At 60.2% G+C, this 26,651-nt stretch carries 25 protein-coding genes and 1 pseudogene; 15 read left to right on the top strand and 11 right to left on the bottom strand.

Annotated elements, in window-relative coordinates; genetic code table 11:
• Window positions 1-28 precede the first annotated feature (28 nt).
• From cysT to AAEZ05_RS16175, 3 genes are read left to right on the top strand one after another with little or no spacing between them, the layout of a single operon-like run.
• On the top strand, window positions 29-847 hold the full coding sequence (gene cysT, locus AAEZ05_RS16185) for a sulfate ABC transporter permease subunit CysT (RefSeq protein WP_045059471.1): 819 nt from the start codon (window positions 29-31) through the stop codon (window positions 845-847).
• 12 nt (window positions 848-859) lie between these two features.
• Window positions 860-1,729: a sulfate ABC transporter permease subunit CysW gene (cysW, locus tag AAEZ05_RS16180; RefSeq protein WP_045059470.1), complete on the top strand. Its 870-nt coding sequence runs from the start codon at window positions 860-862 to the stop codon at window positions 1,727-1,729.
• A 3-nt stretch (window positions 1,730-1,732) separates the two neighbouring features.
• Window positions 1,733-2,722, top strand: a complete 990-nt coding sequence (locus AAEZ05_RS16175) for a sulfate/molybdate ABC transporter ATP-binding protein (RefSeq protein ID WP_045059469.1) — start codon at window positions 1,733-1,735, stop codon at window positions 2,720-2,722.
• 102 nt (window positions 2,723-2,824) lie between these two features.
• Here the strand turns inward: AAEZ05_RS16175 and AAEZ05_RS16170 are convergent, their stop codons facing one another.
• Window positions 2,825-3,346 carry an Mpo1 family 2-hydroxy fatty acid dioxygenase gene (locus tag AAEZ05_RS16170; RefSeq protein WP_045059468.1) on the bottom strand — a complete coding sequence of 174 codons (522 nt, stop codon included), beginning with the start codon at window positions 3,344-3,346 and terminating at the stop codon, window positions 2,825-2,827.
• 84 nt (window positions 3,347-3,430) lie between these two features.
• Here AAEZ05_RS16170 and AAEZ05_RS16165 point away from each other — a divergent pair, with 84 nt between their 5' ends.
• Window positions 3,431-4,120, top strand: coding sequence for a Crp/Fnr family transcriptional regulator (locus AAEZ05_RS16165; protein ID WP_045059467.1), 690 nt, complete (start codon window positions 3,431-3,433; stop codon window positions 4,118-4,120).
• 54 nt (window positions 4,121-4,174) lie between these two features.
• Window positions 4,175-4,540 carry a response regulator gene (locus tag AAEZ05_RS16160; RefSeq protein ID WP_045059466.1) on the top strand — a complete coding sequence of 122 codons (366 nt, stop codon included), beginning with the start codon at window positions 4,175-4,177 and terminating at the stop codon, window positions 4,538-4,540.
• A gap of 2 nt (window positions 4,541-4,542) precedes the next feature.
• Here the strand turns inward: AAEZ05_RS16160 and AAEZ05_RS16155 are convergent, their stop codons facing one another.
• Complete coding sequence (locus tag AAEZ05_RS16155) at window positions 4,543-5,547, bottom strand: AraC family transcriptional regulator (protein WP_045059465.1); 1,005 nt, start codon at window positions 5,545-5,547, stop codon at window positions 4,543-4,545.
• A 100-nt stretch (window positions 5,548-5,647) separates the two neighbouring features.
• Here AAEZ05_RS16155 and AAEZ05_RS16150 point away from each other — a divergent pair, with 100 nt between their 5' ends.
• The gene (locus tag AAEZ05_RS16150) at window positions 5,648-6,721 is read left to right on the top strand and encodes a fatty acid desaturase (protein WP_350648040.1); all 1,074 of its coding nucleotides are present in this window, start codon (window positions 5,648-5,650) and stop codon (window positions 6,719-6,721) included.
• A 67-nt stretch (window positions 6,722-6,788) separates the two neighbouring features.
• On the opposite strand, the pseudogene AAEZ05_RS16145 reads toward AAEZ05_RS16150, so the two are convergent.
• A pseudogene (locus AAEZ05_RS16145) lies at window positions 6,789-7,706 on the bottom strand (LysR family transcriptional regulator); the annotation flags it as partial.
• Window positions 7,707-8,167: 461 nt separating this feature from the next.
• Between AAEZ05_RS16145 and AAEZ05_RS16140 the strand changes: the two are divergent.
• The 9 genes from AAEZ05_RS16140 (at window position 8,168) to AAEZ05_RS16100 (ending at window position 18,501) form a co-directional block, all read left to right on the top strand.
• On the top strand, window positions 8,168-8,992 hold the full coding sequence (locus tag AAEZ05_RS16140; RefSeq protein WP_350648038.1) for an energy transducer TonB: 825 nt from the start codon (window positions 8,168-8,170) through the stop codon (window positions 8,990-8,992).
• Between the two features lie 44 nt (window positions 8,993-9,036).
• Window positions 9,037-9,762: a MotA/TolQ/ExbB proton channel family protein gene (locus tag AAEZ05_RS16135; RefSeq protein WP_205893928.1), complete on the top strand. Its 726-nt coding sequence runs from the start codon at window positions 9,037-9,039 to the stop codon at window positions 9,760-9,762.
• Between the two features lies 1 nt (window position 9,763).
• Complete coding sequence (locus AAEZ05_RS16130) at window positions 9,764-10,165, top strand: ExbD/TolR family protein (RefSeq protein WP_003220570.1); 402 nt, start codon at window positions 9,764-9,766, stop codon at window positions 10,163-10,165.
• A 255-nt stretch (window positions 10,166-10,420) separates the two neighbouring features.
• Window positions 10,421-11,002, top strand: a complete 582-nt coding sequence (locus AAEZ05_RS16125; protein WP_045061288.1) for an alpha/beta hydrolase — start codon at window positions 10,421-10,423, stop codon at window positions 11,000-11,002.
• Window positions 11,003-11,056: 54 nt separating this feature from the next.
• Complete coding sequence (locus AAEZ05_RS16120; RefSeq protein ID WP_205893929.1) at window positions 11,057-11,986, top strand: sigma 54-interacting transcriptional regulator; 930 nt, start codon at window positions 11,057-11,059, stop codon at window positions 11,984-11,986.
• Between the two features lie 234 nt (window positions 11,987-12,220).
• On the top strand, window positions 12,221-13,003 hold the full coding sequence (locus tag AAEZ05_RS16115; protein ID WP_045061290.1) for a MetQ/NlpA family ABC transporter substrate-binding protein: 783 nt from the start codon (window positions 12,221-12,223) through the stop codon (window positions 13,001-13,003).
• 280 nt (window positions 13,004-13,283) lie between these two features.
• Window positions 13,284-14,387 carry an efflux RND transporter periplasmic adaptor subunit gene (locus AAEZ05_RS16110; RefSeq protein WP_205893930.1) on the top strand — a complete coding sequence of 368 codons (1,104 nt, stop codon included), beginning with the start codon at window positions 13,284-13,286 and terminating at the stop codon, window positions 14,385-14,387.
• Complete coding sequence (locus tag AAEZ05_RS16105) at window positions 14,384-15,451, top strand: efflux RND transporter periplasmic adaptor subunit (protein ID WP_045061292.1); 1,068 nt, start codon at window positions 14,384-14,386, stop codon at window positions 15,449-15,451. The genes AAEZ05_RS16110 and AAEZ05_RS16105 overlap by 4 nt, the downstream gene beginning before the upstream one ends.
• Entirely contained in the window at window positions 15,448-18,501 is a 3,054-nt protein-coding gene (locus AAEZ05_RS16100; protein WP_350648035.1) for an efflux RND transporter permease subunit, read from the top strand. The genes AAEZ05_RS16105 and AAEZ05_RS16100 overlap by 4 nt, the downstream gene beginning before the upstream one ends.
• Window positions 18,502-18,669: 168 nt before the next feature.
• Here AAEZ05_RS16100 and AAEZ05_RS16095 read toward each other — a convergent pair whose 3' ends face one another.
• The 8 genes from AAEZ05_RS16095 to AAEZ05_RS16060 all read right to left on the bottom strand — a co-directional run bounded on the left by AAEZ05_RS16095 (window position 18,670) and on the right by AAEZ05_RS16060 (window position 26,647).
• Window positions 18,670-19,299 (bottom strand): class I SAM-dependent methyltransferase, encoded by a 630-nt coding sequence (locus AAEZ05_RS16095; protein WP_350598113.1) that lies wholly within the window; start codon window positions 19,297-19,299, stop codon window positions 18,670-18,672.
• 265 nt (window positions 19,300-19,564) lie between these two features.
• Window positions 19,565-19,915 (bottom strand): DUF6124 family protein, encoded by a 351-nt coding sequence (locus AAEZ05_RS16090; RefSeq protein ID WP_045061294.1) that lies wholly within the window; start codon window positions 19,913-19,915, stop codon window positions 19,565-19,567.
• A gap of 635 nt (window positions 19,916-20,550) precedes the next feature.
• Window positions 20,551-20,901: a DUF6124 family protein gene (locus tag AAEZ05_RS16085; RefSeq protein WP_045061294.1), complete on the bottom strand. Its 351-nt coding sequence runs from the start codon at window positions 20,899-20,901 to the stop codon at window positions 20,551-20,553.
• Between the two features lie 498 nt (window positions 20,902-21,399).
• Window positions 21,400-22,044 (bottom strand): methionine ABC transporter permease, encoded by a 645-nt coding sequence (locus AAEZ05_RS16080; protein ID WP_045061295.1) that lies wholly within the window; start codon window positions 22,042-22,044, stop codon window positions 21,400-21,402.
• On the bottom strand, window positions 22,034-23,155 hold the full coding sequence (locus AAEZ05_RS16075; protein WP_350648033.1) for a methionine ABC transporter ATP-binding protein: 1,122 nt from the start codon (window positions 23,153-23,155) through the stop codon (window positions 22,034-22,036). The genes AAEZ05_RS16080 and AAEZ05_RS16075 overlap by 11 nt, the downstream gene beginning before the upstream one ends.
• A gap of 2 nt (window positions 23,156-23,157) precedes the next feature.
• Window positions 23,158-23,967 carry a MetQ/NlpA family ABC transporter substrate-binding protein gene (locus AAEZ05_RS16070; protein WP_350648031.1) on the bottom strand — a complete coding sequence of 270 codons (810 nt, stop codon included), beginning with the start codon at window positions 23,965-23,967 and terminating at the stop codon, window positions 23,158-23,160.
• Window positions 23,968-24,095: 128 nt separating this feature from the next.
• Entirely contained in the window at window positions 24,096-25,454 is a 1,359-nt protein-coding gene (locus AAEZ05_RS16065; protein WP_350648029.1) for an LLM class flavin-dependent oxidoreductase, read from the bottom strand.
• Window positions 25,454-26,647, bottom strand: a complete 1,194-nt coding sequence (locus AAEZ05_RS16060) for an SfnB family sulfur acquisition oxidoreductase (RefSeq protein ID WP_350648027.1) — start codon at window positions 26,645-26,647, stop codon at window positions 25,454-25,456. Before AAEZ05_RS16060 ends, AAEZ05_RS16065 begins: the two co-directional genes overlap by 1 nt.
• Window positions 26,648-26,651: the final 4 nt, after the last annotated feature.

Raw genomic sequence — 26,651 nt, 5'->3', positions numbered from 1 at the left:
ATTGATGCGTTTTTAACCAAGGACTTTTATGTCGCGTCGTATCTCCCCCGTCATACCCGGCTTCGGGCTGACGCTGGGCTACACCTTGGTGTACCTCAGCCTGATTGTGCTCATTCCACTGGCGGCGATGTTCGTGCACGCCTCTCAACTCACCTGGGATCAGTTCTGGGCAATCATCTCCGCGCCTCGAGTGCTGGCGGCGTTGAAGCTGAGCTTCGGCACTGCGCTCTATGCCGCGATCATCAACGGCATCATCGGCACGCTGCTCGCCTGGGTGCTGGTGCGCTATACCTTCCCGGGGCGCAAGATCATCGATGCGATGATCGACTTGCCCTTCGCCTTGCCGACCGCCGTAGCCGGCATCGCGCTGACTGCCCTCTACGCGCCTAATGGCTGGGTTGGCCAGCTGGCGGCGGATTTGGGCTTCAAGATCGCCTACACCCCCCTGGGTATCACCCTCGCGCTGACATTCGTTACGCTTCCATTCGTGGTACGTACGGTACAGCCGGTATTGGCCGATATCCCTCGTGAAGTCGAAGAAGCGGCGGCGTGCCTGGGTGCCAAACCCCTGCAGGTGTTTCGCCATATCCTGGTGCCAGCGCTGTTGCCAGCCTGGCTGACCGGCTTTGCCCTGGCCTTTGCCCGTGGAGTTGGCGAATACGGCTCGGTGATTTTCATCGCCGGCAACATGCCGATGAAAACTGAAATCCTGCCGCTGCTGATCATGGTCAAGCTAGACCAGTACGATTACACCGGCGCCACGTCCATCGGTGTGTTGATGCTGGTGGTTTCCTTCGTCCTGTTGCTGCTGATCAACCTGCTGCAACGCCGTATCGAAACCCCATAAGGAGGCGCACACATGTCCCAATCGTCTATTGCTGCTGCTTCCTCGAACGCTGCCCGTCGTGGCAGTGCCAGTTCCCGTCGGGTGCTGATCGGCCTCGGCTGGCTGGTGTTCGCCCTGTTCCTGTTGCTGCCGCTGATCATCGTGGTCTCCCAGGGTTTGAAAATGGGTATCGGTGCATTCTTCACCGCGATCTTCGAGCCTGATGCGCTCTCCGCGCTGAAGCTCACCCTGATTGCCGTATTGATCTCCGTGCCCCTGAATGTCGTGTTTGGTGTCAGCGCCGCGTGGTGCGTGAGCAAGTACTCATTCCGTGGCAAGAGCATGCTGGTGACCCTGATCGACCTGCCTTTCTCGGTTTCGCCAGTGATCGCCGGCCTGGTCTACGTGCTGATGTTCGGCGCCCAAGGCCTGTTCGGGCCGTGGCTGCAGGATCATGACATCCAGATCGTCTTCGCCTTGCCGGGCATCGTGCTGGCGACGATCTTCGTCACCGTGCCATTCGTGGCGCGGGAACTGATCCCGCTGATGCAGGAACAGGGCACCCAGGAAGAAGAAGCCGCCAGGCTGCTGGGGGCCAATGGTTGGCAGATGTTCTGGCACGTCACCGTGCCCAACATCAAGTGGGGCCTGATCTACGGCGTGGTGCTGTGTACTGCACGGGCCATGGGTGAGTTCGGTGCGGTGTCGGTGGTCTCCGGGCACATTCGCGGGGTGACCAACACCTTGCCGTTGCACGTTGAGATCCTCTACAACGAATACAACCACGTGGCCGCGTTCGCGGTAGCGAGCCTGTTGCTGATCATGGCGCTCTTCATCCTGCTGCTGAAGCAGTGGAGCGAAAATCGTATTAACCGCCTGCGCGCCAGCGCCGCGGAGGAATAATTCATGTCGATCGAAGTGCGTAACGTCAGCAAGAATTTCAACGCGTTCAAGGCGCTGGACAACATCAGCCTGGACATCCAGAGCGGTGAGCTCGTGGCGCTGCTCGGCCCCTCCGGTTGCGGCAAGACCACGCTGCTGCGGATCATCGCAGGCCTGGAGACGCCGGATCAGGGCAATATCGTGTTCCACGGTGAAGACGTTTCCGGCCACGACGTGCGTGATCGTAACGTCGGCTTCGTGTTCCAGCATTACGCGCTGTTCCGCCACATGACGGTGTTCGACAACGTCGCGTTCGGCCTGCGCATGAAGCCGAAAAACCAGCGTCCGAGCGAAAGCCAGATCGCGGTCAAGGTTCACGAATTGCTCAACATGGTGCAGCTGGACTGGCTCTCGGATCGTTATCCGGAACAGCTTTCCGGTGGTCAGCGCCAGCGTATTGCCCTGGCCCGCGCCCTGGCGGTAGAGCCCAAAGTCCTGCTGCTCGACGAACCGTTCGGCGCCCTCGATGCCAAGGTCCGCAAGGAACTGCGGCGGTGGTTGGCGCGCCTGCACGAGGATATCAACCTGACGTCGGTGTTCGTGACCCACGACCAGGAAGAGGCCATGGAAGTCGCCGACCGCATCGTGGTGATGAACAAGGGCGTGATCGAACAGATCGGCTCACCGGGTGACGTCTACGAGAACCCGGCCAGCGATTTCGTCTACCACTTCCTGGGGGATTCGAACCGGTTGCACCTGGGCGAAGACAATCACGTGCTGTTCCGTCCTCACGAAGTGTCGCTGTCGCGCCATGAACTGGAGGATCACCATGCGGCCGAAGTGCGCGATATCCGTCCGCTGGGTGCGACGACCCGGGTGACGCTGAAAGTCGAAGGCCAGAGCGAGCTGATCGAAGCGGAAGTGGTCAAGGACCACGACAGCCTGACCGGGTTGGCGAAGGGGGAGACGCTGTTCTTCAAGCCGAAGGTCTGGCAGAAACTCGCCAACATCTAAAAGCATCGCGGGCAAGCCCGCTCCCACAGGGTTTGAGGCTGGTCACAAGTTTTGTGTTCAACACCAATCCACTGTGGGAGCGGGCTTGCTCGCGAAAGCGATCTACGCCGCTGCGTTTTTCTGACGCAGACGCACACCCCCCGCACGCGTCTCGATCTGCTCTTTAAGGTCATGTCGCAGCCCCAGCAGAAACGCCAACTCCGCCACCACAAACAACGGACCGACAATCAACCCCGTCACATCATCGACAAAGGCCGGTTTACGTCCTTCATAGTGATGCCCCACGAACTGGATCGCCCAACCCACCACAAACATGCCGATGCCGCTGGCCAGCCATACCGGGGTGCTTTGCTGGGCTAACACATGACCGGCCCAGACGCACAAACCCAGGAGTATCGTCATCAGTAGCCCGAGACGCAGTTCCAGGCGCAGGTAGAACCAAGCCGACGCCAGCGACACCAGCACCGCCGGCGAAAGCCAGCCTCCAGCCCATTGCGGGCGGGACAGCAACACCGCTACCGCGACCACAATCAGCGGAATTCCGATGAAATGACTGGCGATGTTTCTCGGGTCGCGGTGATAAGCGGCATATTGACTGAGGTGGTCAACCAGGCTTTTTTTCATTGTTATTCCTCCTGTAGGGTGAGTGATCATCCACCGGTTGGATGTTTTGCTCTGTCAGCCAGGCGACAATCTTGAGGAGTTTTCATGGACATGCAGGTCTGGCGTGCGCGCTTGATGAACGGTCAGTGGTTCAGTCATCTGCCTGCTCCTCTACAGGATAGTCTGCTGGCAGCGGCCCGGCTGCGACGCTTGTCTGCGGGGCAGCGATTGTTCAAACGTGGTGACCCGCCATGCGGGCTGTACGCGGTGCTCGAGGGTGCCGTGCGCATCGGCGCAGTTAACGAGCAGGGCAAGGAAGCGCTGTTGAGTCTGGTAGAGCCGCCGCACTGGTTCGGTGAAATCTGCCTGTTCGATGGGCAGGCGCGCACCCATGACGCTTTTGGCCTGGGCCAGTGCACCCTGCTGCATATCCCGCAGACAGCGCTGTTGGCGATGCTCGATGAGCAGCCACTGCATTGGCGGCAACTGGCATTGCTGATGAGCCAGAAACTGCGCCTGACTTTTATCAATCTCGAACAGCTGAGCCTGCTGCCAGCCCCGGCACGCCTGGCGCACCGCTTGCTGATGATCGCCGACAGCTATGGCGAAATCGATCCGCCACGTCGTGTGCTGCACCTGCCACAGGAGCAATTGGCGTCGATGCTGTCACTCTCGCGCCAGACGACCAACCAGTTGCTCAAGGAGCTGGAAGGGCAGGGCGTCGTCAGCTTGAGGTACGGCGAGATAGAAATTACCGATGCCGAGCGGCTGCGGGCATTGGCGGTCATCTTTTAGTGGGTTTTGTCCCCGAACGCGCATAGCCTGTAGCGACGACAAATGAGGTGTGCCATGCGTGTGTTGTTAGTAGAAGACGAGCCGGAGACCGCCAAACTCCTGGCCAACGGCCTGGGTGAAGCGGGCTATACGGTCGATGTAGCGCTGAACGGGATGGATGGCCGACGTTTCATCGAGTCCGGCGCGTACGAGATGATCATCCTCGACGTCATGCTGCCGGGCCTCAACGGCTGGCAGCTGCAGCAACAGATCCGCAAACTCGGCGACACGCCGGTGTTATTCCTCACCACCAGGGACGGCATCGAAGACCGCCTGCGAGGGCTGGAACTGCACGAAGAAGACTACTTGCTCAAGCCTTTCAAGGTGAGTGACCTGGTGGCGCGGGTGCGCAAATTGTTGCGCCGGGATCGTGGGCGTTAACATCACCGCAATCCATCGCGAAACTGCCCCGGTGTCATCCCGGTCCAGCGCTTGAAGGCGCGGCTGAAGCTGCTGGTGTCGGCAAACCCCAGCAGGTAGCTGATCTCGCTCAATGAGCATTGCGGGTCCCGCAGGTGCAACAACGCCAGGTTCTCGCGGCTTTCGTTGAGCAACGTGTCAAACCGGCAACCTTCATCTGCCAGGTGCCGCTGCAGGCTGCGCAAACTCAAGTGCAGCGTGTGGGCGATGTGTTCTGCGCTGGGCTCGCCTTCGGGCAGTTGTTCTTCTATGGCGTCGCGGACCTTGCGTTCCCAGGTCAGCGGCTTGAGTTGCGCCAGGGTGCGCTTGAGCACGGTTTCGTTGTGCTCGGCCAGCTCCGGGTTGGCGTCGTCCAGATGACTTTCAAAGTCCACCAGGGAAAACTCCAGGCGGTCCTCGTCGGCGGCGAAGTGCACCGGTGAGCGGAAAACCTTGTGCCATTGGTGCGCATCAGCCGGTTCCGGACGCCGCAGGTACACCGCCATCGGCGCGTATTCGCGGCCCAGCCGGTTACGGCAGGTACGCACATAAATCGCAGTGAAGGCATCAATGGCTTCATAGGCCGGCGCCGGGCTGCCCGGCGGGACTTTCAGGCGGAAGCGATAACGATCCTCGCAACGGGTCAATTCGAGTTCAAGGGCATCGCTGACCACTTGGTGATAGCGCACGATGCGTTCGAAGACTTCGCGCAAGCTACCGCTGGCCACCAGCGCGTACCCGAGTGCGTGAAAGGTGGTCGGGCTGACAAAGCGTGAAACCCGCAGGCCGATCGCCGGGTCCCCACTGACCTGCACGGCAAGTTCCCACAGCCGCGTGGTGCCGGACAACGGATAACGGGCGTTAGGGTCGTCCATCCACAGCGGGTCGAGCCCCGCCTGGTGACACAGGGCGGTGCTGTCGAGGCCCAATGCGTCCAGTTGCTTGCGCAGGGCACGGGTCCAACTGGCGAGGGAGGTCGGTTCAGTCATGCTGATTGGCGCTTCCGGTCAACAGGTTGGCGTTCACGGCTACCGCCTTGCGAGGGTTCGCAAGGCAGGATGCGAACATCAATAACCAGAGGATGGAAGCATGGACCGTACTTCTGCAAGTCCCCAACGACTGAATGCATCCCAACGATCAGCGCATATTCGCGAAGTGGTGTTGGCCAAGGGCGTTGAATTGCGTCAGCGCTACCCCCTTCTCAATCATCAAGACGCCTTGGGCGCGGGGATTCTGGCCTTTGCGCTGGCTGGGATGATCGGTTCTGCAGCGCTGTACATCAACGGTCATATGGCCTGGTGGGTGTGCCTGCTGCTCAACGCATTTTTCGCTTCACTGACCCACGAACTGGAACACGATCTGATCCACAGCATGTATTTTCGCAAGAAGCGCATCCCGCACAACCTGATGATGGCTCTGGTGTGGCTGGCGCGGCCGAGCACGATCAACCCATGGATCCGTCGCCACCTGCACCTCAATCACCACAAGGTGTCCGGCACGGAAACCGATATGGAAGAGCGTGCCATCACCAACGGCGAGCCTTGGGGTTTCGCGCGATTCCTGATGATCGGCGACAACATCATGTCGGCGTTCATTCGCATGCTGCGGGCCAAAACCTGGGCGCATAAATTCAGCATCATCAAGCGCACGCTGAAAGTGTATGCGCCGCTGGCGTTGGTGCACTGGGGCGCCTGGTACGTGTTTCTCGGGTTTCATGCAGCCAATGGCGTCGCACATCTGATGGGCGCACCCATTGAATGGTCGGCCACCACGTTGTCAGTGATGCAGGTGATCGATATTGCCGTGGTGGTGATCATCGGCCCGAATGTGCTGCGTACTTTTTGCCTGCACTTCGTCAGCTCTAACATGCACTACTACGGCGATGTGGACCCGGGCAATGTGATGCAGCAGACCCAGGTACTGAATCCCTGGTGGATGTGGCCGATGCAGGCGTTCTGCTTCAACTTCGGCAGCAGTCACGGGGTTCATCATTTTGTGGTGAAGGAGCCTTTCTACATTCGCCAGATGACGGTGCCGGTGGCGCATAAGGTCATGCGCGAAATGGGGGTGCGTTTTAACGATTTCGGCACGTTCAGGCGGGCGAACCGATTTGTGCGTGAGGAGCCGGTGGCAGGCGCGAGGACACGTGCTGCTCAAGTCTGATTTATGCCTGTGGCGAGGGGGCACGCTCACATTTTTTTGACAGCGTGCCCGCGCGCAAGGGGGCTTGAACTGCAACGCTAAGCTGATGCTTATCCACCGCCACCAATGCCGCAATCATCGCCCGTGCCGCAGTCGATAACCGGTACCCCGTTCGACTCACTACCGCACATCGCGCATTCAGTGTTTCGATGTTCTGCGGCAAATTTCTCCAGTGCAACGGCACCAGGGAGCCCTTGGCAATGTCTTCGGCAAATGCCTCCTGGGTTCCCACGCCAATTGCATTCGACTGCAGCACGATTTTCACCAGCGCTGGAAAATGCTCGGTTTCGATACTGGGCGAAAAATCCATGCGCCCGCTCAGGTTGGCCAGCAACTTTCGAATGCCTGGGGCAATCCGCGTGGTCGCCAATGGATAGTCGAACATGTCATTGGTCGACAGGCTTTCCTTGGCCAGCAACGGATGTTCCTGCCTGCAGCAAAATACGCCGCGCCTGGGCGTCAGCGCGTGCGTCTGGAAGTTGGGGTCGGCTTCGAAGTGACGGATGTCGGCGATGAAGAATTCGATCTCTTCGCGGCCCAATGCGCGGCTGAGTTTTTCCCAGTTATCCACCTGGAAAAAGGTACGAACTTTCGGGTGGGCGTTGATGAATTGCGCCACCGCGTCCGGCACCAGTCCCACCGCTGCCGCAGGCGCGCAACCGAAGTGCAGTTCGCCGGCGTCGAGCTTGTTCATCTGCGTCACTTGGGCGCTCAGCATTGCAGCCCCCTGCACCAAGGTCAGTGCATGTTGCAGCACTACCTGACCCTCGGGCGTCGGGCGCAAGTCCTTGTTACCGCGGTCAACCAGCACGCACCCGAACTCCTGTTCAAGTCCCTGGATACTGCGGCTGAACGCCGGTTGCGTGATTCCCATGGCGTCGGCTGCGCGGACGAAACTGCGATGATCATTGAGGGCGATGAAGTAACGCAACTGGCGAAGATCCATATGCTTTTTCGGCGTCCTGAAAATAGCTCGACGGCATTCGCGACGAGGCGGGATGACAGAGGTTTTAAATGCAAGCCATTATTCCGTCAATAAAGGATTCCATTGTTAGTTAGACCTAAATTGAATATGGATAGAGCGCGTATTACTGCTCACATCTGTAGCAGTCAGACGAGGGTCTTCCCGCTGTTCATCGCGTCTGAACATCCCTTCCACCATGCCTCTGGGGAATATTTTCCATGCCTTGAAGGCATGTTGCCCGGGAGCGTCTTCCATAGCCCTTGAAACACGAGGGCTGCGGACTCTTGGTTATTCTCTATATTCGATATTGATCTATCTATAACGATAAAGATTACTTTAAGAGATAAGCGTCTAGCTCAATGATCTGTCCGTCGATACGTCGTACGGGGGATGTCAGGTCCGGCCTATCGGGTTATTCGCAAAGAGACCGCAGGAGTAAAGCAATGGGTAATGTCCAGACCGCCGCCAGTGCACAAGAGGTGCTGTGGCGCCAGGGGCCAGGTGGCGAGTTGGTCGACCTCGGCCGGGTACATCGCGTGCCTTTGGGGCAGCAGCGTTTGCAGCGCGCCCCAAGGGGCATCCTCAGCCGCCGGGAAACGATTTTGCTGGGTGTGCTGGCGCTGCTCGTGCACGGTGCGGTGATCTATTGGGTCAACCAGCAGCCGACCGCCGTGTTGCCGGTAGTGCCGCCGGAAATTCCACCGATGACCATCGAGTTTTCGCAACCGGCACCGCCCGTGGTCGAGCCGCCACCACCACCGCCACCTGTTCAAGAGGTGGTCGAGCCACCACCGCCGGTTGAAGACGAACTGGCAGTGAAACCGCCGCCACCGAAACCGATTCCCAAGCCGAAACCGATCGCCAAACCGATTCCGAAACCGATTCCGAAACCGGTGCCCAAAGCGGTTCAACAACCACCAGCGCCGCCACAGCCGGCCGCGCCTGTGGCGGCCCCGGCGCCACCCGCTCCCCCTGCGCCAGCACCCGTGACGCCGGCATCGGCCAACGCCGGGTACCTGAAAAACCCGGCGCCGGAATACCCCTCGCTGGCTCAGCGGCGCGGTTGGGAAGGCACGGTGTTGTTACGGGTCCATGTGCTCGCCAGCGGCAAGCCGGGTGAGATCCAGATCCAGAAAAGCAGCGGTCGCGAGGCCCTCGATGAGGCGGCCCTGAGCGCCGTGAAACGCTGGAGTTTCGTGCCCGCCAAGCAGGGTGATGTCGCCCAGGATGGCTGGGTCAGCGTGCCCATCGATTTCAAGATTCATTAAACAGAAACCTATTTCACGCGAAACGTTTACACGAGGAATTCATCATGACGTTATTGGCATCTCCACTTGAGTCCATCGAAAGCGCGGTGATCTGGCTGCTGGTGGTTTTTTCCGTGGCCACCTGGGGTCTGGCCTTGCTCAAGGGCGTGCAGTTCGGCCGCCTGAAAGCTCAGGATCGCAAGTTTCACAAGCAGTTCTGGGCCGCGTCGAGCCTTGATTCAGCGGCGGAGTTGGCCGAGACCCAGCCAGGCGCTGCGGCGCGCGTAGCCCAGGCTGGCTACGCGGCGATCCAGGTCGGTGAAGCGCCACACGCGGCGGATCTGAGCCAGGCGATCAACCATCAGGATCGCCTCGAGCGGGCCCTCCGTCAGCAGATCGTGCGTGAGCGCCGCTCGCTGGAAACCGGGCTGGCAGTGGTGGCAAGTATTGGCAGTACGTCGCCGTTCATTGGTTTGTTCGGCACGGTGTGGGGGATCATGGAAGCGTTGAAAGGCATCAGCGCGGCAGGCTCGGCCAGCCTCGAAACCGTGGCTGGGCCGATTGGCGCGGCACTGGTTGCGACCGGTGTGGGGATCGCCGTCGCGGTGCCGGCAGTACTGGTTTACAACTACTTTTTGCGGCGCCTGAAACTGACGGCGGCGGACCTGGACGACTTCGCCCATGACTTCTACAGCCTGGCACAGAAGAGTTCGTTCCGTGTGCTGGTCCACCCGACGGCGCACAAGGCTGCTGCGCCGGGCAACGCGCAAAAAGTGAAGGAGGCGTCCTGATATGGCCTTCTCTACGCAAGACAGCGATGAGGTGCTGAGCGAGATCAACGTCACACCGCTGGTAGACGTCATGCTGGTGTTGCTGGTGGTGTTTATTGTCACCGCCCCGCTGCTCACCAACGCCATTCCGATCAACCTGCCCAAGACCGAAGCCGTGGCGCCGGTAGAGCAGAAGGACCCGCTGGTGGTGAGCATTGACGGTGCCGGGAAACTGTTTATCAACAAGGATGAAATCCAGCCGGACCTGCTGGAATTCAACCTCAAGTCGGCCAAGGCCAAGGACCCCGAGGTGCGCGTGCAATTGCAGGCGGATGACGGCGTGAACTACGGCGAAGTGGCACGCGCCATGGCGTCGATTGAACGTGCAGGGATTACCAAGCTGTCGGTGATCACCGCTCGCTAACAGTTTCAAGTTTTCCGGGGCCGTCTCCTTGGCAGGGTGCGGCCCCTTTTTTTGCCTGAAAAAACACCTCGTAGGAGCTGCCGCAGGCTGCGATCTTTTGATCTTTTAAAAGCAAGGTCAAAAGATCGCAGCCTGCGGCAGCTCCTACAGGGTTATTCGATAATGATCTTAATAAATAGCTTCTTATTCCTTAACGGATATAACTCCACTCCCTATACTCGCTCAGGAACAGACACGCAGCAGGAGAGTTCCCCCATGCGCAACGAATCAATTCGCTACCTGATTGTGCCGGGCTGGCAAGGATCGCCAGATGATCATTGGCAGAGCCACTGGCAGAACAGTTTGCCGAACAGCGCACGGGTGGAGCAGGCCGACTGGCTGACGCCCCGCCGTGAAGATTGGGTCGCGGCGCTGGCCGAGGCGATTGCTGCGGACAGTACGCCGGTGATCCTGATTGCTCACAGCCTGGGCTGCATCACGGTCGCCCACTGGGCGGCTGCCGCGCCCGTGCAGTTTTTGCGACAGGTGCGCGGCGCGTTGCTCGTCGCTCCGGCAGACGTGGAGCGCCCGGCCTGCGTGCCCGCCTTGCGCAACTTCGCACCGATTCCGACCGACCTGCTGCCGTTTCCGAGTCAGGTCGTCAGCTCCGACAATGATAGTGCCGTCAGTGCCCCGCGAGCGCTGGAACTGGCGCGCACCTGGGGCGCCGAGGCGGGGATCCTGGCGGGGGCAGGGCACATCAATGTGAAGTCCGGCCACCAGCGCTGGGAGCAGGGTTTTGCCTACCTGTATCGCCTGCAAAACCGTATGGAACATCACGCCCTGCGTCGCGCCTGATTTTTCCTTTTTTAAACGCCCCCGCCCTCCGGCGGTTTTGGGCGGGAGCCTGCCATGAGTTTTGAAGCCTTTGGTCAGCCGCTGCTGACCTTCCCCGACGCAGAAAAAAGCCCGCTAAGTATCCGCGCCAAGGCGCTGGTGTTTGTTGATCCACGCTCGCGGCAGTTACGCCAAGAGCTCGAGCAATTGGCGCCGCGTGCGATTTGCGTGCTGATTCGTGGCGAGACCGGTAGCGGCAAGGAGCTGCTGGCGCGGCACATCCATCGCGCCAGCGATCGCAGCGGGCTTTTCGTGTCGGTCAATTGCGGTGCAATCAGCCCGACCTATGCGGATGCCGAATTGTTCGGTTACGCAGCCGGCAGCTACACCGGGGCAGCGAGCAGCCGCGCGGGCTGGTTTGGGTCGGCCAACGGCGGCACCTTGTACCTGGATGAGATCGGCGACCTGCCGCTGCCGATTCAGATCAAACTGCTGGCGGCCCTGGAAAATCACGAAGTCACCCGCGTGGGCGCTCAACAGCCAAGCCCGGTGGACGTGCGATTGGTGGCCGCCACCAGCATTGACCTGGCGCAAGCCGTAGCTGCCGGGAAATTCCACGAACGTTTGTATCACTACCTCAGCGAAGGCCAGTTGGAGCTACCGGCGCTGCGCGAGCGGGTGGGCGATATTCTGTCGTTGTCCGAATACTTCCTCGGCATCTATAGCCAGCGCCTGGACTTGCCGGTGCCGTTGATCAGCGAGGCGGCGCAGCAAGTGCTGGAGCAGCACAGTTGGCCGGGTAATACCCGGGAGCTGGAGAACGTCATTCATTTTGCGTTGCTGGTCAGTACGGGCGACGAGATTCTGCCGGAGCATTTGAATTTGCCAACAGTGCCGAGTGCGCTTGAGCAAATCGAACGGCAGCTCAGCCATGTTCTCGCGAAGGGTTCCAATGCCGACAAGGCTGCCTTGAAACTGCTGCTCCAGAACCACTCCGTCCTGTAGTAGTAAAGCTTGCTCGCGATTGGCCTCATTGGTGCAGACCGAGCCGCCCGGATCGCGAGCAAGCTTTGCTCACACATGTGTATGAACAAAATGGAATATCAAAGTAAATAAAAGATATTGTTAAGGAATAAAAAATCCCGGTATTGTCCGCGTCACGCCAGCGATAGCACTTCACTGGCACTCGTACTCTTAGCCGTCGTCGATGACGATCGCGATTTTCGATAAGGACACTGCATGAAAAAGGTTCTGTTGTTCACCGCATTGGCGGCTGCCCTGACCGCGGGCCTGGCCCAGGCCGGCGAAAAACTGGTAGTGGCGGCGACTCCGGTTCCACACGCCGAGATTCTGGAACTGATCAAGCCAACCCTCGCCAAAGAAGGCGTGGACCTGGAAATCAAGGTCTTCACCGACTACGTCCAACCCAACGTACAGGTCGATCAGAAGCGTCTGGACGCCAACTACTTCCAGACCCTGCCGTACCTGAACAGCTTCAACGAAGGCAAAGGCACTAACCTGGTGACCGTGATCGGCGTGCACGTCGAACCGTTCGGTGGCTACTCCAAGAAGGTCAAAAGCCTGGCTGAACTGAAAGACGGCGCGACCATCGCTATCCCGAACGAAGGCAGCAACAGCGGCCGTGCCCTGATCCTGCTGCAGAAGGCTGGCCTGATCGAGTTGAAAGACCCGAAAAACGCTCTGGCCACTCCGAAGGACATTGCCAAGAACCCGCATAACTTCAAGTTCAAGGAACTCGAATCGGCCATGCTGCCGCGGGTTCTGGATCAGGTCGATCTGGACATGATCAACACCAACTACGCGCTGGAAGCCGGCCTGAACCCGGCTAAAGACGCCCTGGTCATCGAAGGTGCCGATTCGCCTTACGTGAACTTCCTGGTGGCCCGTCCGGACAACAAGGACAGCGTTGCCATTCAGAAGCTGGCCAAGGCGTTGACCAGTCCTGAAGTGAAGGCTTTCATCGCGAAGAAATACAGCGGCGCGGTACTGCCTGCGTTCTGATTTGTTCGCTAACCGCATCACGGTTGCAAACGCCGACGGCTGATAGAGCGTCGGCGTTTTTTTATGCCCCCGAAAAGCATCTCTGACAGGTGTCAGCCACTGGATTTGAGTGCGGGCAATGGTCATCGGACCTCCAACCCGGTAATGATACGGTTCAAAAGCCCGGGGGGTAGTAGCGTAAGGGGTTTATTTGACGCCCATCAGAGGCACCCTTGGAACCCTGTTCTAAGCTCACAGTCGTATCGACAATCGCACGCCCGTACTACGCAAAGGAGTCTGCATGGCTGGTCCTGGAATAAAACTGGTGGTTGGGCTGGGCCTGTTGGCTTTGTTGACCGCCTGCGGTGACGAAAAACCGGTCGAGAAGGACCGCCCGCGGGTGTTCGTGCAGGAGGTCAAACCGGCGGATTACGCGGCCTCGGTGACCCTGACGGGGGATGTCCAGGCACGGGTCCAGACCGAACTTTCGTTTCGGGTCGGCGGCAAGATCATCCAGCGCATGGTCGATGTCGGGGACCGCGTGACGGCCAGGCAAGTGTTGGCCAAGCTGGACCCCAAGGACCTGCAGACCAATGTCGACTCGGCGCAGGCCCAGGTCACCGCCGAACAGGCGCGGGTCAAACAGACTGCTGCGGCGTTCGTGCGCCAGCAAAAACTCCTGCCCAAGGGTTACACCAGCCAAAGCGAATACGATTCCGCCCAGGCCGCCTTACGCAGCAGCCAGAGCGCGTTGACGGCGGCCCAGGCCCAGTTGGCCAATGCCCGTGAACAACTGAGCTACACCTCGTTGATCGCTGACGCACCGGGCGTGATTACTGCGCGCCAGGCCGAAGTCGGCCAGGTGGTGCAGGCCACGGTGCCGATTTTCAGCCTGGCCCGGGATGGCGAGCGCGATGCGGTGTTCAACGTCTATGAGTCGCTGCTGACCGAAGCCCCGGAAGACAAGACGGTGGTCGTCAGCCTGCTGGACAACCCGGCAATCAAGACCACCGGCACCGTTCGCGAAGTCACCCCTGCGGTCTCTGCACAAACCGGCACCGTACAGGTCAAGGTCACCCTTCAGGGTTTGCCGGATGGCATGCAACTGGGTTCTGTGGTGAGCGCCACGGCCAAGACCCCGGGCAAGTCTGCCGTGGTGCTGCCGTGGTCGGCGCTGACCAAAAACATCAGCGAGCCTGCGGTGTGGCGAGTGGACGGTGAAGGCAAGGCGCAACTGCACACGGTCACTGTCGGCCGATACCTGACCGGTAAAGTCATCATCAGCGACGGCTTGAATGCGGGCGACAAAGTCATCATCGCCGGCGGGCAATTGCTGCACCCTGGGGTAAAAGTGGAAATCGCCGAGAACACCTACAAGGATCTGGAAGTGGGGAACCAGCCATGAAGCGCCTGTTGCTGGTATTGGCCGGGGTCATGTTGGCAGCCTGCTCGAAGAAAGAACCACCGCCGGAGCCGGTGCGCCCGGTGCTGTCGATCAAGGTCCAGGTGCTCAACGAGGAAACCCTTGGTCGCTTCGCCGGCAGTATCCAGGCGCGCTACGAGAGTAACGTCGGGTTCCGCGTGCCCGGGCGCATCGCCAGCCGTAATGTCGATGTGGGCGCCGAAGTCGAGAAAGGCGCTTTGCTCGCCACGCTCGACCCCACGGATCAGCAGAACCAGTTGCGCGCTGCCCAGGGTGACCTGGCGAAGATCCAGGCCCAGCTCATCAACGCCCAGGCCAATGCCCGGCGCCAGCAGGAGCTGTTCAATCGCGGAGTCGGCGCGCAGGCTCAGCTGGACATTGCCCTGACCGACCTGAAAACCACTCAGGCGTCCCTTGATCAAGCCAAGGCCGCCGTCAATCAGGCCAAGGACCAACTCGGCTACGTCGAGCTGCGCACCGACCACAAGGCCATCGTCACCGCGTGGAATGCCGAAGCCGGCCAGGTCGTCACCGCAGGTCAGCAAGTGGTCACACTGGCCCAACCGGATATCAAGGAGGCGGTGATTGACCTGCCGGACACCCTGGTCGACCAGTTGCCCCCGGACGTGGTATTCCAGGTGGCCGCGCAGCTGGACCCGAGCATCACCAGCACCGCCATCGTTCGCGAAATCGAACCGCAGGCGCAGAGCGCAACCCGCACCCGGCGCGCGCGCCTGACCCTGGCCGATTCACCCCCTGGCTTTCGCCTGGGTACGGCCATCAGCGTGACGCTCAGTTCGGCGATCAAGCCGCGTATCGAATTGCCGGTCACCGCCTTGCAGGAAGTCGATGGCAAGACGCGAATCTGGGTGATCGATGCACAAAGCCAAACCGTTTCCCCGCGAGACGTCAATGTGATCAGCCGTACGGACGACTCGGTGGTGCTGGCCGATGGCGTGAAATCTGGTGAGCGCGTGGTCAGTGCCGGCGTGAACAGCCTGAAGCCCGGGCAAAAAGTGAAAATCGACGAGGAAAGCCCACAATGAAAGGGAGTTTCAATTTATCCGAATGGGCCCTCAAGCATCAGTCGTTTGTCTGGTATCTGATGTTCGTCGCGCTGCTGATGGGCGTGTTCTCCTACATGAACCTGGGTCGCGAGGAAGACCCCTCGTTCACCATCAAGACCATGGTCATCCAGACCAACTGGCCGGGGGCGACCCAGGAGGAAACCCTCAAGCAGGTCACTGACCGCATCGAGAAAAAACTCGAAGAGCTTGATTCCCTCGACTACGTCAAAAGCTACACCCGGCCCGGCGAATCCACGGTGTTCGTCTACCTGCGCGACACCACCAGTGCCAAAGACATCCCGGAAATCTGGTACCAGGTGCGCAAGAAGATCAACGACATCCGCGGTGATTTTCCGCAGGGTATTCAAGGGCCGGGATTCAACGACGAGTTCGGTGATGTGTACGGTTCGGTGTACGCCTTCACCTCTGATGGTTTGTCGCTGCGCCAGCTGCGCGATTACGTTGAGCAGGTTCGCGCGCAGATCCGCGACGTGCCAGGGTTGGGCAAGGTCGAAATGGTTGGCGAGCAGGACGAAGTGATTTACCTGAACTTCTCCACGCGCAAACTCGCGGCCCTGGGCATCGATCAGAGCCAGGTGGTGCGGAGCCTGCAATCGCAGAACGCGGTGACCCCTGCCGGTGTGATCGAGGCAGGCCCTGAGCGGATTTCGGTGCGCACGTCCGGCCAGTTCGATTCGGAAAAAGACCTGGCGGACGTCAATCTCAAGCTCAACGATCGTTTCTATCGCCTGGCTGACATCGCGGACATAAGCCGCGGCTACGTCGACCCGGCGACGCCCGAATTCCGTTTCAACGGCCAGACCGCCATCGGCCTGGCCATCGCCATGAAGAAGGGTGGCAACATCCAGGAGTTCGGCAAGGCCCTGCATCAACGCATGGAAGAACTGACCGCTGACCTGCCGGTCGGTGTGGGCGTGCACAGCGTCTCCGACCAGGCTGAAGTGGTGGAAAAAGCCGTCGGCGGCTTCACCAGCGCATTGTTCGAAGCGGTGGTGATCGTACTGATCGTCAGCTTCATCAGCCTCGGCGTGCGTGCCGGGCTGGTGGTGGCGTGTTCGATTCCGCTGGTGCTGGCGATGGTCTTCGTCTTCATGGAGTACAGCGGCATCACCATGCAGCGGATCTCTCTCGGCGCCTTGATCATCGCCCTTGGCCTGCTGGTGGACGACGCCATGATCACGGTGGAGATGATGGTCACGCGCCTGGAGATGGGCGAAACCAAGGAGCAGGCGGCGACCTTCGCCTATACCTCCACGGCCTTCCCGATGCTCACCGGTACGCTGGTAACCGTAGCCGGCTTCGTGCCGATCGGCCTCAACGCCAGCTCGGCGGGCGAGTACACCTTCACGCTGTTCGCGGTGATCGCGGTGGCGATGCTGGTGTCATGGGTGGTGGCGGTGCTGTTTGCCCCGGTGATCGGCGTGCATATTCTCAGCGCCAATGTGAAGCCGCACAACGCCGAACCCGGCCGTATCGGGCGGGCGTTCAATGGCGGCATGTTGTGGGCCATGCGCAATCGCTGGTGGGCGATCGGCATCACCATTGCGCTATTCGCGGCCTCGGTGTTCTGCATGCAATTCGTGCAGAACCAATTCTTCCCGTCCTCGGACCGTCCGGAAATTCTCGTCGACCTGAACCTGCCGCAAAATGCTTCCATCGCCGAAACCCGCAAGGCGGTGAACAAGCTCGAAGAAACGCTCAAGGGCGACCCGGATATCGTGCGCTGGAGCACCTATATCGGCGAAGGTGCGATCCGTTTCTACCTGCCCCTCGACCAGCAATTGCAGAACCCGTACTACGCGCAACTGGTCATCGTCAGCAAGGGCCTGGAGTCGCGCGAGGCCCTGAGCCAGCGCTTGCGTGAACGCCTGCGCAAGGATTTCGTCGGCATCGGCAGCTACGTCCAGGCCCTGGAAATGGGCCCGCCGGTCGGGCGGCCCATCCAGTACCGGGTCAGCGGCAAGGACATCGATCAAGTGCGCAAGCATGCGATCGCGCTGGCCACCGAGCTGGACAAGAATTCGCACATTGGCGAGATCATTTACGACTGGAACGAGCCGGGTAAAGTCCTGCGCATCGACATCGCCCAGGACAAGGCACGGCAGCTGGGGCTGTCCTCGGAAGACGTGGCCAACTTGATGAACAGCATCGTAGTGGGCGCCCCCGTCACCCAGGTGGATGACGATATTTATCTGATCAACGTGGTGGGACGCGCAGTGGACGCCGAACGCGGCACGCCGGAGACCCTGCAGAACCTGCAGATCGTGACTTCCAGTGGTACGTCGATTCCGCTGCTGTCGTTCGCCACCGTGCGCTACGAACTTGAGCAGCCGCTGGTGTGGCGTCGCGATCGCAAGCCGACCATCACCATCAAGGCGGCGGTGCGGGACGAGATTCAGCCCACCGACCTGGTCAAGCAACTCAAGCCGGCCATCGAGCAGTTCGCCTCGACATTGCCGGTCGGCTACAAGGTGGCCACCGGTGGTACGGTCGAGGAAAGCGGCAAGGCCCAGGGCCCGATCGCCAAGGTCGTGCCGCTGATGCTGTTCCTGATGGCGACATTCCTGATGATCCAGTTGCACAGCGTGCAGAAGCTGTTCCTGGTGGCCAGCGTCGCGCCGCTCGGATTGATCGGCGTGGTACTGGCGCTGATCCCCACCGGCACGCCGATGGGTTTCGTGGCGATCCTGGGGATTCTTGCGCTGATCGGTATCATCATCCGTAACTCGGTGATCCTGGTGACGCAGATCGAGGCTTTTGAGAAAGACGGCTACTCGCCGTGGGACTCGGTAGTGCAAGCCACGGAGCATCGGCGCCGGCCGATTCTGCTCACGGCAGCAGCAGCGAGCCTTGGGATGATCCCGATTGCCCGGGAAGTATTCTGGGGGCCGATGGCCTACGCGATGATCGGCGGGATCATCATTGCGACCTTGCTGACGCTGCTGTTTTTGCCGGCACTGTATGTGGCCTGGTACAAGATTCGCGAGCCGGAACCAGAAGCGCAGTAAAGCGAGCGCTCCGCGCTCATCGCGGGCAAGCCCGCTCCCACAGGTATAAGGGAGGATCACAGAATTTGTGGTCCTGCCTTAATACACAGGTATCAGGGAGGATCACAATTTGTGGTCCGACCTTAATCACTGTGGGCGCGGGCTTGCCCGCGATGGCGGCCTGTGAGACTACGCCGGCTTACGCCACACACTCGCCAACCACGGCTGCTGCTCCTGCGGCAGCCCTGCCGGGCGATAGTAATGCTCCAACTCCACAAACCCCGCCTCGGCCAGCAATTGCTGCCACGTCTTCCAGTCATGATAGGCCCCATACCGCGGCCCGTTCCAACCTTCCTCGTTCTGCCCGCGAGGATTTGAGCTGAACAACACACCTCCTGGCTTCAACGCCCCGCGCAACGCCTTCAGCACCCTCGGCAGCTCTTGACGCGGGATGTGAAACAGCACGGCATTGGCAAAAATCCCGTCAAAGCGTTCACCGGGCAAATCCAGCTTCAGAAAGTCCTGCTGCCAGACCTCACAGCCACTGTCTGCACGCGCCATCTGCGCGAACTGCTCCGAGCCGTCCAGGCCCACAGCCGTGTGCCCCATGCGGGAAAACGTCTGCAGATCGCGCCCCGGGCCACAGCCGAAATCGAGAATGTCGAAAGGCGCGCTACCCTGGATATGCCGCAGCAGAGCGTCGATATTCTGGCTGACATCATGATCGCGAGTACCTTCGCGAAACTCCTCGGCCACCGAGTTGTAATGGCCCAGTGTGGTGGAGGTGATTTTTTCCAGGTCGTCGGGGGTCTGCTTCATGGTGGGCTGCGCGGCAATGGGGATGCGCCGAATATACGCCATCAGGCTGGTGGCTGCCGCGCAGCCATTCGCGAGCAAGCCGCATTCCCTGTAGGAGCGAGCTTGCTCGCGAAAAATTCAAGAACGACGCGTGCAATCTGTAAGCCCGCGTAATCGTTGACGTCCATCGCGAGCAAGCTCGCTCCTACAGTGATTCTGTGTGCGCCGCAGAACTCTGTAGGAGCGAGCTTGCTCGCGAAGGCGGCCTCAAGGAACACCCGTCAAGTCAGTCCTGCGCCTGCTTCATCCCCAGACAATCAATCGACCGGTCAACCATGGCCTTGGCGATCTCCAGCAAATGCCAAATCGAATACACCATGGCTCGGTCGGCCCCCTTGAGGTGGTCGCCACACTGATAGGCCGTGACCGATGCGCAGCGCAACAAATCGGCGATGTAGAGTTGGGTGTCTTCGAAGCTTACATCGTTGCTGACGTTGTAGAACCTGAGCTCATCGGGAGCCGACGGTTGTTCGCCGGTCAGGTAGAAATCGATGGCACGGTAGAGTGCGGAGCGGTCTCTTTGGAGGTCATCGTTCCTGGTTGCATTGGAGGGTGGATCGGGGACAGGCTTTTTCATTGGTAAACTCCAGGTGGTGGTAGGAGCCAACCGATTTCGCGACTAAACGAGAAGGGGTGGCGGCTGCACGCAGGTTAGTCGACCGGTCACCTGGAACCCCGGCGCACCCGAGGGTGCCCTGCGCACAGCCACCATAAAGTTCAGGCGATAAAAAACACCTGAAAGAGGTAGCGCTGTACGCCAAGTGATATCCGGGCGACTAAACCCGGTCACTGATGAGCAGTGACGGGCCGAGATTAGACGCGGAAATCTGTAGGCGCAAGCGGGCGAAATAATCTAGGAAATTTCCTGCAAAGGGAAGGGAACATGCGTGTAGGAACGCTGATTTTTCTGTCAGAAAACTTCCCGATTTGTAGCGTTTTTCCGATCGCCAAGATCGCAGCCTTCGGCAGCTCCTACAGGAGCGTGGTGATCCGCACATCCTCGGTGAACATCTATCGATGTAGGAGCTGCCGCAGGCTCGGGCCGCGATCGGACGATCTTTTGATCTTGATTCAACGCTTGTTCGAGCCCCGCGCCAGGCGTTCCCCGCCCTGCCCACAGTAATTTCTGCCGGACGGAAATTCGGTGTGCGCCGCAGAACCCTGTGGGAGCGAGCTTGCTCGCGAAGGCGGCCTTAAGGAACACCCGTCAAGTCAGTCCTGCGCCTGCTTCATCCCCAGGCAATCAATCGACCGGTCAACCATGGCCTTGGCGATCTCCAGCAAATGCCAAATCGAATACACCATGGCTCGGTCGGCCCCCTTGAGGTGGTCGCCACACTGATAGGCCGTGACCGATGCGCAGCGCAACAAATCGGCGATGTAGAGTTGGGTGTCTTCGAAGCTTACATCGTTGCTGACGTTGTAGAACCTGAGCTCGTCGGGAGCCGACGGTTGTTCGCCGGTCAGGTAGAAATCGATGGCACGGTAGAGTGCGGAGCGGTCTCTCTGGAGGTCATCGTTTCTGGTTGCATTGGAGGGTGGATCGGGGACAGGCTTTTTCATCCGTGTTGCTCCTATTGATACGTGGGAGCCGACACTTCTCGCCTACTAAAACGAGGGTGGCAGCTGTGCGCAGGTTAGTAGACCGGTCAATAGGAAACCCGGCGCACCCGGAGGTGCCCCACGCACAGCCGCCATATTCATTACCCGGCAAAAATTGCCGGGCATGAGCATGGGGCGCTATGCACCTATTGTTCGGGCTACTAAACCCGGTCACTGATGAGCAGTGACGGGCCGAGATTAGACACGGAAATCGGTAGGCGCAAGCGGGCGAAATAATCTAGGAAATTTCCTGCAAAGGGAAGGGAACATGCGTGTAGGAACGCTGATTTTTCTGTCAGAAAACTTCCCGGTTTGTAGCGTTTTTCCGATCGCCAAGATCGCAGCCTTCGGCAGCTCCTACAGGGGGGCGTGGTGATGCACGGCATCCTCGGTGAACATTTATCACTGTAGGAGCTGCCGCAGGCTCGGGCCGCGATCGGACGATCTTTTGATCTTGATTCAACGCTTGTTCAAGCCCCGCGCCAGGCGATCCCCGCCCAGCTGGATAATCGCCACCAAGACCACCAGCAACACAATCACCGTCAACATGATCTGGCTGTCAAATCGCTGATAGCCGTACCGATACGCGATGTCACCCAGCCCACCGGCACCAATCGCGCCGGCCATGGCCGAGGAGTTGATCATGGTGACCAGGGTGATGGTGAACCCGCCAACAATCCCCGGCAGCGCTTCAGGCAACAGCACGTGCCAGACAATGTGCCAGCGCCGGCAGCCCATCGCTTGCGCCGCTTCGATCAGCCCGTGATCCACCTCGCGCAGGCTGACCTCGGCAATGCGCGCAAAGAATGGTGTGGCGGCAATCGTCAGGGGCACCACGGCCGCCCAGACGCCGTAGGTGGTGCCGACGATCAGCCGGGTGAATGGAATCAGGGCCACCATCAGAATCAGGAACGGGATCGAGCGAAACAGGTTCACGAACGCGCCCAATGCTCGGTTGAGCGCCGGCGCTTCGTAGATGCCGCCCTTGGCGCTGGTGACCAGAATGACCGCCAGCGGAATGCCCGCCAGCAGCGCGATCAATGACGAGACACCCACCATCAGGAAGGTGTCGATGAAGCCTTGCAGCAAGCGATCAAACCACATAGCCAAGCACCTCTACCTGTTGCGCCCATTGCCCGGCGCGTTGGCGCAGTTGCTCAGTGCCCAGAGACGAGCCTGACACCGCCAGCAGCAGTCGCCCCAGGGCATGTCCCTGAATCCGTTCCACACCACCTTGCAGCAGGCGCACGCGACCGCCGAGCGCGCTGAACAGCGCAGCCAGGTCGGGCTCGTCGGTGGCGCTGCCGGTGAACTGCAGGCGCAGCGCCACCGCTGCATCTGGCGACGGTGGTTGCGGCTGCAAACGGCTTTGCAATTCCTGCGGCAAGGCGTGTTGCAGCGGCGCAAGCAGGGTCTTGCTGACTTCGTGCTGCGGGTTGCCAAACACCTCCCAGACCGGGCCCTGCTCGACGATGTGTCCATGTTCCAGCACCACGACGCGGTCGCAGATGTCGCGGATCACCGCCATCTCGTGGGTGATCAGCACGATGGTCAGGCCCAGGCGCTGATTGATCTCGCGCAGCAGGCCGAGGATCGATTGGGTGGTCTCCGGGTCCAGTGCCGAGGTGGCTTCGTCGCACAGCAGAATCTGCGGGTCGTGCACCAGGGCCCGGGCGATGCCGACTCGCTGTTTCTGCCCGCCGGACAACTGCGCCGGGTAGGCCTTGTGCTTGCCTTCCAGGCCGACCAGCTCCAGCAGTTCGCGCACTTTTCGCTCGCGTTTTTCCTTCGGTACACCCGCCACTTTCAGCGGCAACTCGACGTTCTGCCACACCGTTTTGGCGGACATCAGGTTGAAGTGCTGGAAGATCATGCCGATGCGTCGCCGCAGCGCCACCAGGCGGTCTTCATCGAACTCGCCGATGTCGACCTGATCGATCAGCACCCGCCCGCTACTCGGTTGTTCGAGGCGGTTGATGGTGCGGATCAGCGACGATTTGCCGGCGCCGCTGCGGCCGATGATGCCGAACACTTCGCCGCGCTGGATCGCCAGGTCGATGCCGTGCAGGGCCGCCACCGGACCCTGCTGGCCATTGTAGGTTTTGCCCAGGCCAACGAAGCGCACGTGGGCGCGGTTCAGTTCCGGGTGCAGTTGGGCTTGTTGCGCATTACGTTGCTCTGGAATATCCAGTCGCAGCTGGGTGGCAGCGCTCATTCTCAGCTTTCCCAGCCAGCTTGATAGAGCTTGCCGTGGGCCTGGTCCAGGGCGGCGCGAACGGCTGGCGAATGCTGGTAGATGTCGACGAACTTGATCAGGCGCGGGTCGGTTTTGCTCTTGGGCTGGATCACGAACTGGATCACGTATTCCTTGTGATCAAGGCCGTCGAACAGCAGGGCAGAGCCAGCATCAAAAGTCTTGGACAGGCGGATGTAGGCCGGGTAGCCCTGTACCAGGTCGGCGTCATCGTATGCGCGTACCAGTTGCACAGCTTCGACCTGGAGAATCTTGATTTTCTTCGGATTGGCGACGATGTCTTCTTCGGTGGCCTTGTAGCCGACACCCTGCTTGAGGGTGATCAGGCCGGCCTTGGCCAACAGTTGCAGGCCGCGGCCGCTGTTGATCGGGTCGTTGGCGATCGCGACGGTGGCGCCTTCTGGCAATTCATCGAAGCTTTTGTATTTTTTCGAGTACAGGCCGACGTTATTGATGATTCCTGGCGCGAACGGCACCAGGTCAAACCCTGCGGCGGCCTTGGCATTTTCCAGGAACGGGATGTGCTGGAAGTAGTTCACGTCGATGTCGCCGGCGGCGAGGCTGACGTTGGGGGCGATCCAGTCGCTGAACTCGACGAGTTCGACTTTCAGGCCCTGCTTGTTGGCCTCTTCGACAGCGGCTTCCAGGGGAATGGCAAAGGCGGCGGTGGTACCGATTTTCAGTGGGGCGTCAGCGGCGAAGGTCACCGAGCTGAAGAGGCCGAGGGTCAGGGCCAGTGCTTTGACTGGGTGAGAGATGAGTTTTTTGGTCATGATGGTTTTTCCAGTCAGTGCATGAAATTGGGGTGTTTGGTCGAATGTCATCGCGAGCAAGCTCTGCTCCCACAGGGTTCTCAGGTGCTCACTCCACCCTGTGGGAGCAAGGCTTGCCCGCGATGCTCTTAGCGGCGGAACTCGGCGCCGATGTGTTGCGCTGGCAAATGCGCCTGCGCGTGAAACAGCTTCTCCCGCAGGCTGCCGTCGTCGTAAGCGGTCTTGTACGACCCTCGCCGCTGCAACTCCGGAATCACCAGCTCGATGAAGTCCACATAGCTTTCCGGTGTGACGATGCGCGTCAGGTTGAAGCCGTCGAGACCGGTCTCAGCGATCCACGATTCCAGTTCATCGGCCACTTGCTCCGGCGAGCCGACCACGGTGATGTAGCGGCCACCGAGGGCGTGTTGTTCGAGCAATTTGCGTCGGGTCCAGTCGTTGTTCTGCAGGTTTTTGGTCGCTGACTGGATGGCGTTGCTCTTTACGTACTGGATCGGCTCATCGATTTCGTATTCGGCAAAATCGATCCCGGTAGACGCCGAGAAGTGCGCCACGCCGGCTTCCGCGCTGGCGTAGCTCAGGTACTCGGCATGCTTGTTCCAGGCCAGTTCTTCGGTGGCGCCGACGATCACGTTCAACCCCATGAACACCTTGATGTCCTCGGGCTTGCGCCCGGCCTCGACGGCACTGGCGCGCACCTTGTCCACCTGGGCCCTGGTCGACGGTTTGTTCTGGCCGCTGATGAACACGCACTCGGCGTGACGCCCGGCAAACAGCAATCCGCGATCCGAGCTGCCAGCCTGGAACAGCACCGGCGTGCGTTGCGGTGAGGGTTCGCAGAGGTGATAACCCTCGACCTGATAGAACTCGCCCTTGTGCTCGACCTTGTGCACTTTGTCTGGTTGCGCATAGACGCGTTGCACGGGGTCGTTCACCACTGCGCCGTCTTCCCAGCTGCCTTCCCAGAGCTTGTAGAGCACTTGCAGGTACTCATCAGCCTGGTCGTAGCGACGGTCGTGTTCGACCTGTTCGCGCAAGCCCATGGCCTTGGCCGCGCTGTCGAGATAACCGGTGACGATGTTCCAGCCAACCCGGCCGCGGCTCAGGTGGTCGAGCGTGGACATGCGCCGGGCGAACAGGTACGGCGGCTCATAAGTGAGGTTTGCCGTCAGGCCGAAACCAAGATTGCGGGTGACGGCGGCCATGGCCGAAACCAGCAGCAGGGGATCGTTGACGGGCAGCTGGATCGATTCTTTGAGCGGCACATCCACCGAATTCTGGTAGACGTCATACACCCCGACGATGTCGGCGATGAACAAGCCATCGAACAGGCCGCGCTCGAGCAGTTGCGCCAGTTCGGTCCAGTATTCGATGGTTTTATATTGGGTGGAGTTGTCCCGTGGATGGGTCCACAGCCCGTGATTGATGTGCCCGATGCAGTTCATGTTGAACGCATTAAGCAGGATCTTCTTCTTGGCAACGGTCATCAGATGGTCCCCCGTAGTGGCGGGTTTTCATCGTTGAGGTAGTAGTTGCCCACGGCGTGGTATTTCCAGCGCACCGGGTCATGCAGGGTGTGTACCCGGGCGTTGCGCCAGTGGCGATCCAGGCCATGTTCGATCAGGGTCGCCTGGCTACCTGCCAATTCGAACAGCGTGCTGCCCGCCGCGAGAGAGATTTCGGTGCTGATGGCGCGGGCTTCGGCGACGGCAATCGAGGCTGCCGCGACGGTTGCGGCCTGGGTGTCGGCCTGGGCCTTGTCGAGGTATTCACCGGCGCGTTCCAGGAGCGCTTCGGCTGCGTGGAGGCGAATGCTCAAGTGGCCGAAGCTTCTGATGGTCAGCGGGTCTTCAGTGGCCTTTTCGTGGGTGGCGTCAATCCATGGCCGGGTCTTGGTGCGCACGAAGTGCAGCGCATCTTCGTAGGCGGCGCGGGCGATACCGGTGTCGATGGCCGCGTGGAGAATCTGCGCCAGGGGGCCGACTGGCGTTGGCCGCTCGAAAGCGCTTTGAAACGGGATCACGTCCTCGGCCGCGACGAACACATCTTCGAATACTACTGAGCCGCTGCCGGTGGTGCGCTGGCCGAACCCGCTCCAGTCGTCGATCACCGTCAGGCCTTTGCTGTTGCGCGGCACGAACGCCAGTTGCTGTACTCCATGCTCATCCACCACCGAGGTTGGGATGCGCTGGGCATAGATCGCGCCGGTGGCGTAGAACTTGCGCCCGTTAATGCGATAGCCGCCGCCCTCCCTGGTCAGGCGAGTGACGCGGTCGTGGGCGGTTTTGGTGCCCAGTTCGGCGAGCGCATTGCCCAAGCGCTGGCCGGCCAATACTTCGGCGTACAGGCGTTTTTTCTGGTCTTCACTGCCGTTTACCCGCAGCACTTCGAGGGCGTAGAAATGGTTTTGCGGAATTTGTCCCAGGGAACCATCTGCCTGGGCGATCAGGGCGATGACCTTGGCCAATGTGACGTTGGACACGCCGGCGCCGCCATATTCTTCAGGCACGCTGATGCCCCAGAGGCCCGAGCGCGAAAACACTTCAAGTTCCGGGTGTGGCAAACGGCGTTCGCGGTCGCGCAGGGCGCTGTCGCGTTTGAAATCATCGGCCAGGTCACTGGCGACGACCAAGGCTTGCTCATCGCTGGTTATGACCGCGACGTGGTGAGAAAGAGGCATGTGC

Origin of the sequence: Pseudomonas sp. HY13-MNA-CIBAN-0226, assembly GCF_040310305.1 — a bacterium.
Classification (GTDB): domain Bacteria; phylum Pseudomonadota; class Gammaproteobacteria; order Pseudomonadales; family Pseudomonadaceae; genus Aquipseudomonas; species Aquipseudomonas gregormendelii.
This window is presented reverse-complemented; position numbering and strand designations above follow the sequence as displayed.

Coding starts and splice junctions, on each gene's coding strand:
- cysT (WP_045059471.1), top strand. CDS start 29: ATGTCGCGTCGTATCTCCCCCGTCATACCCGGCTTCGGGCTGACGCTG.
- cysW (WP_045059470.1), top strand. CDS start 860: ATGTCCCAATCGTCTATTGCTGCTGCTTCCTCGAACGCTGCCCGTCGT.
- AAEZ05_RS16175 (WP_045059469.1), top strand. CDS start 1,733: ATGTCGATCGAAGTGCGTAACGTCAGCAAGAATTTCAACGCGTTCAAG.
- AAEZ05_RS16170 (WP_045059468.1), bottom strand. CDS start 3,346: ATGAAAAAAAGCCTGGTTGACCACCTCAGTCAATATGCCGCTTATCAC.
- AAEZ05_RS16165 (WP_045059467.1), top strand. CDS start 3,431: ATGGACATGCAGGTCTGGCGTGCGCGCTTGATGAACGGTCAGTGGTTC.
- AAEZ05_RS16160 (WP_045059466.1), top strand. CDS start 4,175: ATGCGTGTGTTGTTAGTAGAAGACGAGCCGGAGACCGCCAAACTCCTG.
- AAEZ05_RS16155 (WP_045059465.1), bottom strand. CDS start 5,547: ATGACTGAACCGACCTCCCTCGCCAGTTGGACCCGTGCCCTGCGCAAG.
- AAEZ05_RS16150 (WP_350648040.1), top strand. CDS start 5,648: ATGGACCGTACTTCTGCAAGTCCCCAACGACTGAATGCATCCCAACGA.
- AAEZ05_RS16140 (WP_350648038.1), top strand. CDS start 8,168: ATGGGTAATGTCCAGACCGCCGCCAGTGCACAAGAGGTGCTGTGGCGC.
- AAEZ05_RS16135 (WP_205893928.1), top strand. CDS start 9,037: ATGACGTTATTGGCATCTCCACTTGAGTCCATCGAAAGCGCGGTGATC.
- AAEZ05_RS16130 (WP_003220570.1), top strand. CDS start 9,764: ATGGCCTTCTCTACGCAAGACAGCGATGAGGTGCTGAGCGAGATCAAC.
- AAEZ05_RS16125 (WP_045061288.1), top strand. CDS start 10,421: ATGCGCAACGAATCAATTCGCTACCTGATTGTGCCGGGCTGGCAAGGA.
- AAEZ05_RS16120 (WP_205893929.1), top strand. CDS start 11,057: ATGAGTTTTGAAGCCTTTGGTCAGCCGCTGCTGACCTTCCCCGACGCA.
- AAEZ05_RS16115 (WP_045061290.1), top strand. CDS start 12,221: ATGAAAAAGGTTCTGTTGTTCACCGCATTGGCGGCTGCCCTGACCGCG.
- AAEZ05_RS16110 (WP_205893930.1), top strand. CDS start 13,284: ATGGCTGGTCCTGGAATAAAACTGGTGGTTGGGCTGGGCCTGTTGGCT.
- AAEZ05_RS16105 (WP_045061292.1), top strand. CDS start 14,384: ATGAAGCGCCTGTTGCTGGTATTGGCCGGGGTCATGTTGGCAGCCTGC.
- AAEZ05_RS16100 (WP_350648035.1), top strand. CDS start 15,448: ATGAAAGGGAGTTTCAATTTATCCGAATGGGCCCTCAAGCATCAGTCG.
- AAEZ05_RS16095 (WP_350598113.1), bottom strand. CDS start 19,299: ATGAAGCAGACCCCCGACGACCTGGAAAAAATCACCTCCACCACACTG.
- AAEZ05_RS16090 (WP_045061294.1), bottom strand. CDS start 19,915: ATGAAAAAGCCTGTCCCCGATCCACCCTCCAATGCAACCAGGAACGAT.
- AAEZ05_RS16085 (WP_045061294.1), bottom strand. CDS start 20,901: ATGAAAAAGCCTGTCCCCGATCCACCCTCCAATGCAACCAGAAACGAT.
- AAEZ05_RS16080 (WP_045061295.1), bottom strand. CDS start 22,044: ATGTGGTTTGATCGCTTGCTGCAAGGCTTCATCGACACCTTCCTGATG.
- AAEZ05_RS16075 (WP_350648033.1), bottom strand. CDS start 23,155: ATGAGCGCTGCCACCCAGCTGCGACTGGATATTCCAGAGCAACGTAAT.
- AAEZ05_RS16070 (WP_350648031.1), bottom strand. CDS start 23,967: ATGACCAAAAAACTCATCTCTCACCCAGTCAAAGCACTGGCCCTGACC.
- AAEZ05_RS16065 (WP_350648029.1), bottom strand. CDS start 25,454: ATGACCGTTGCCAAGAAGAAGATCCTGCTTAATGCGTTCAACATGAAC.
- AAEZ05_RS16060 (WP_350648027.1), bottom strand. CDS start 26,647: ATGCCTCTTTCTCACCACGTCGCGGTCATAACCAGCGATGAGCAAGCC.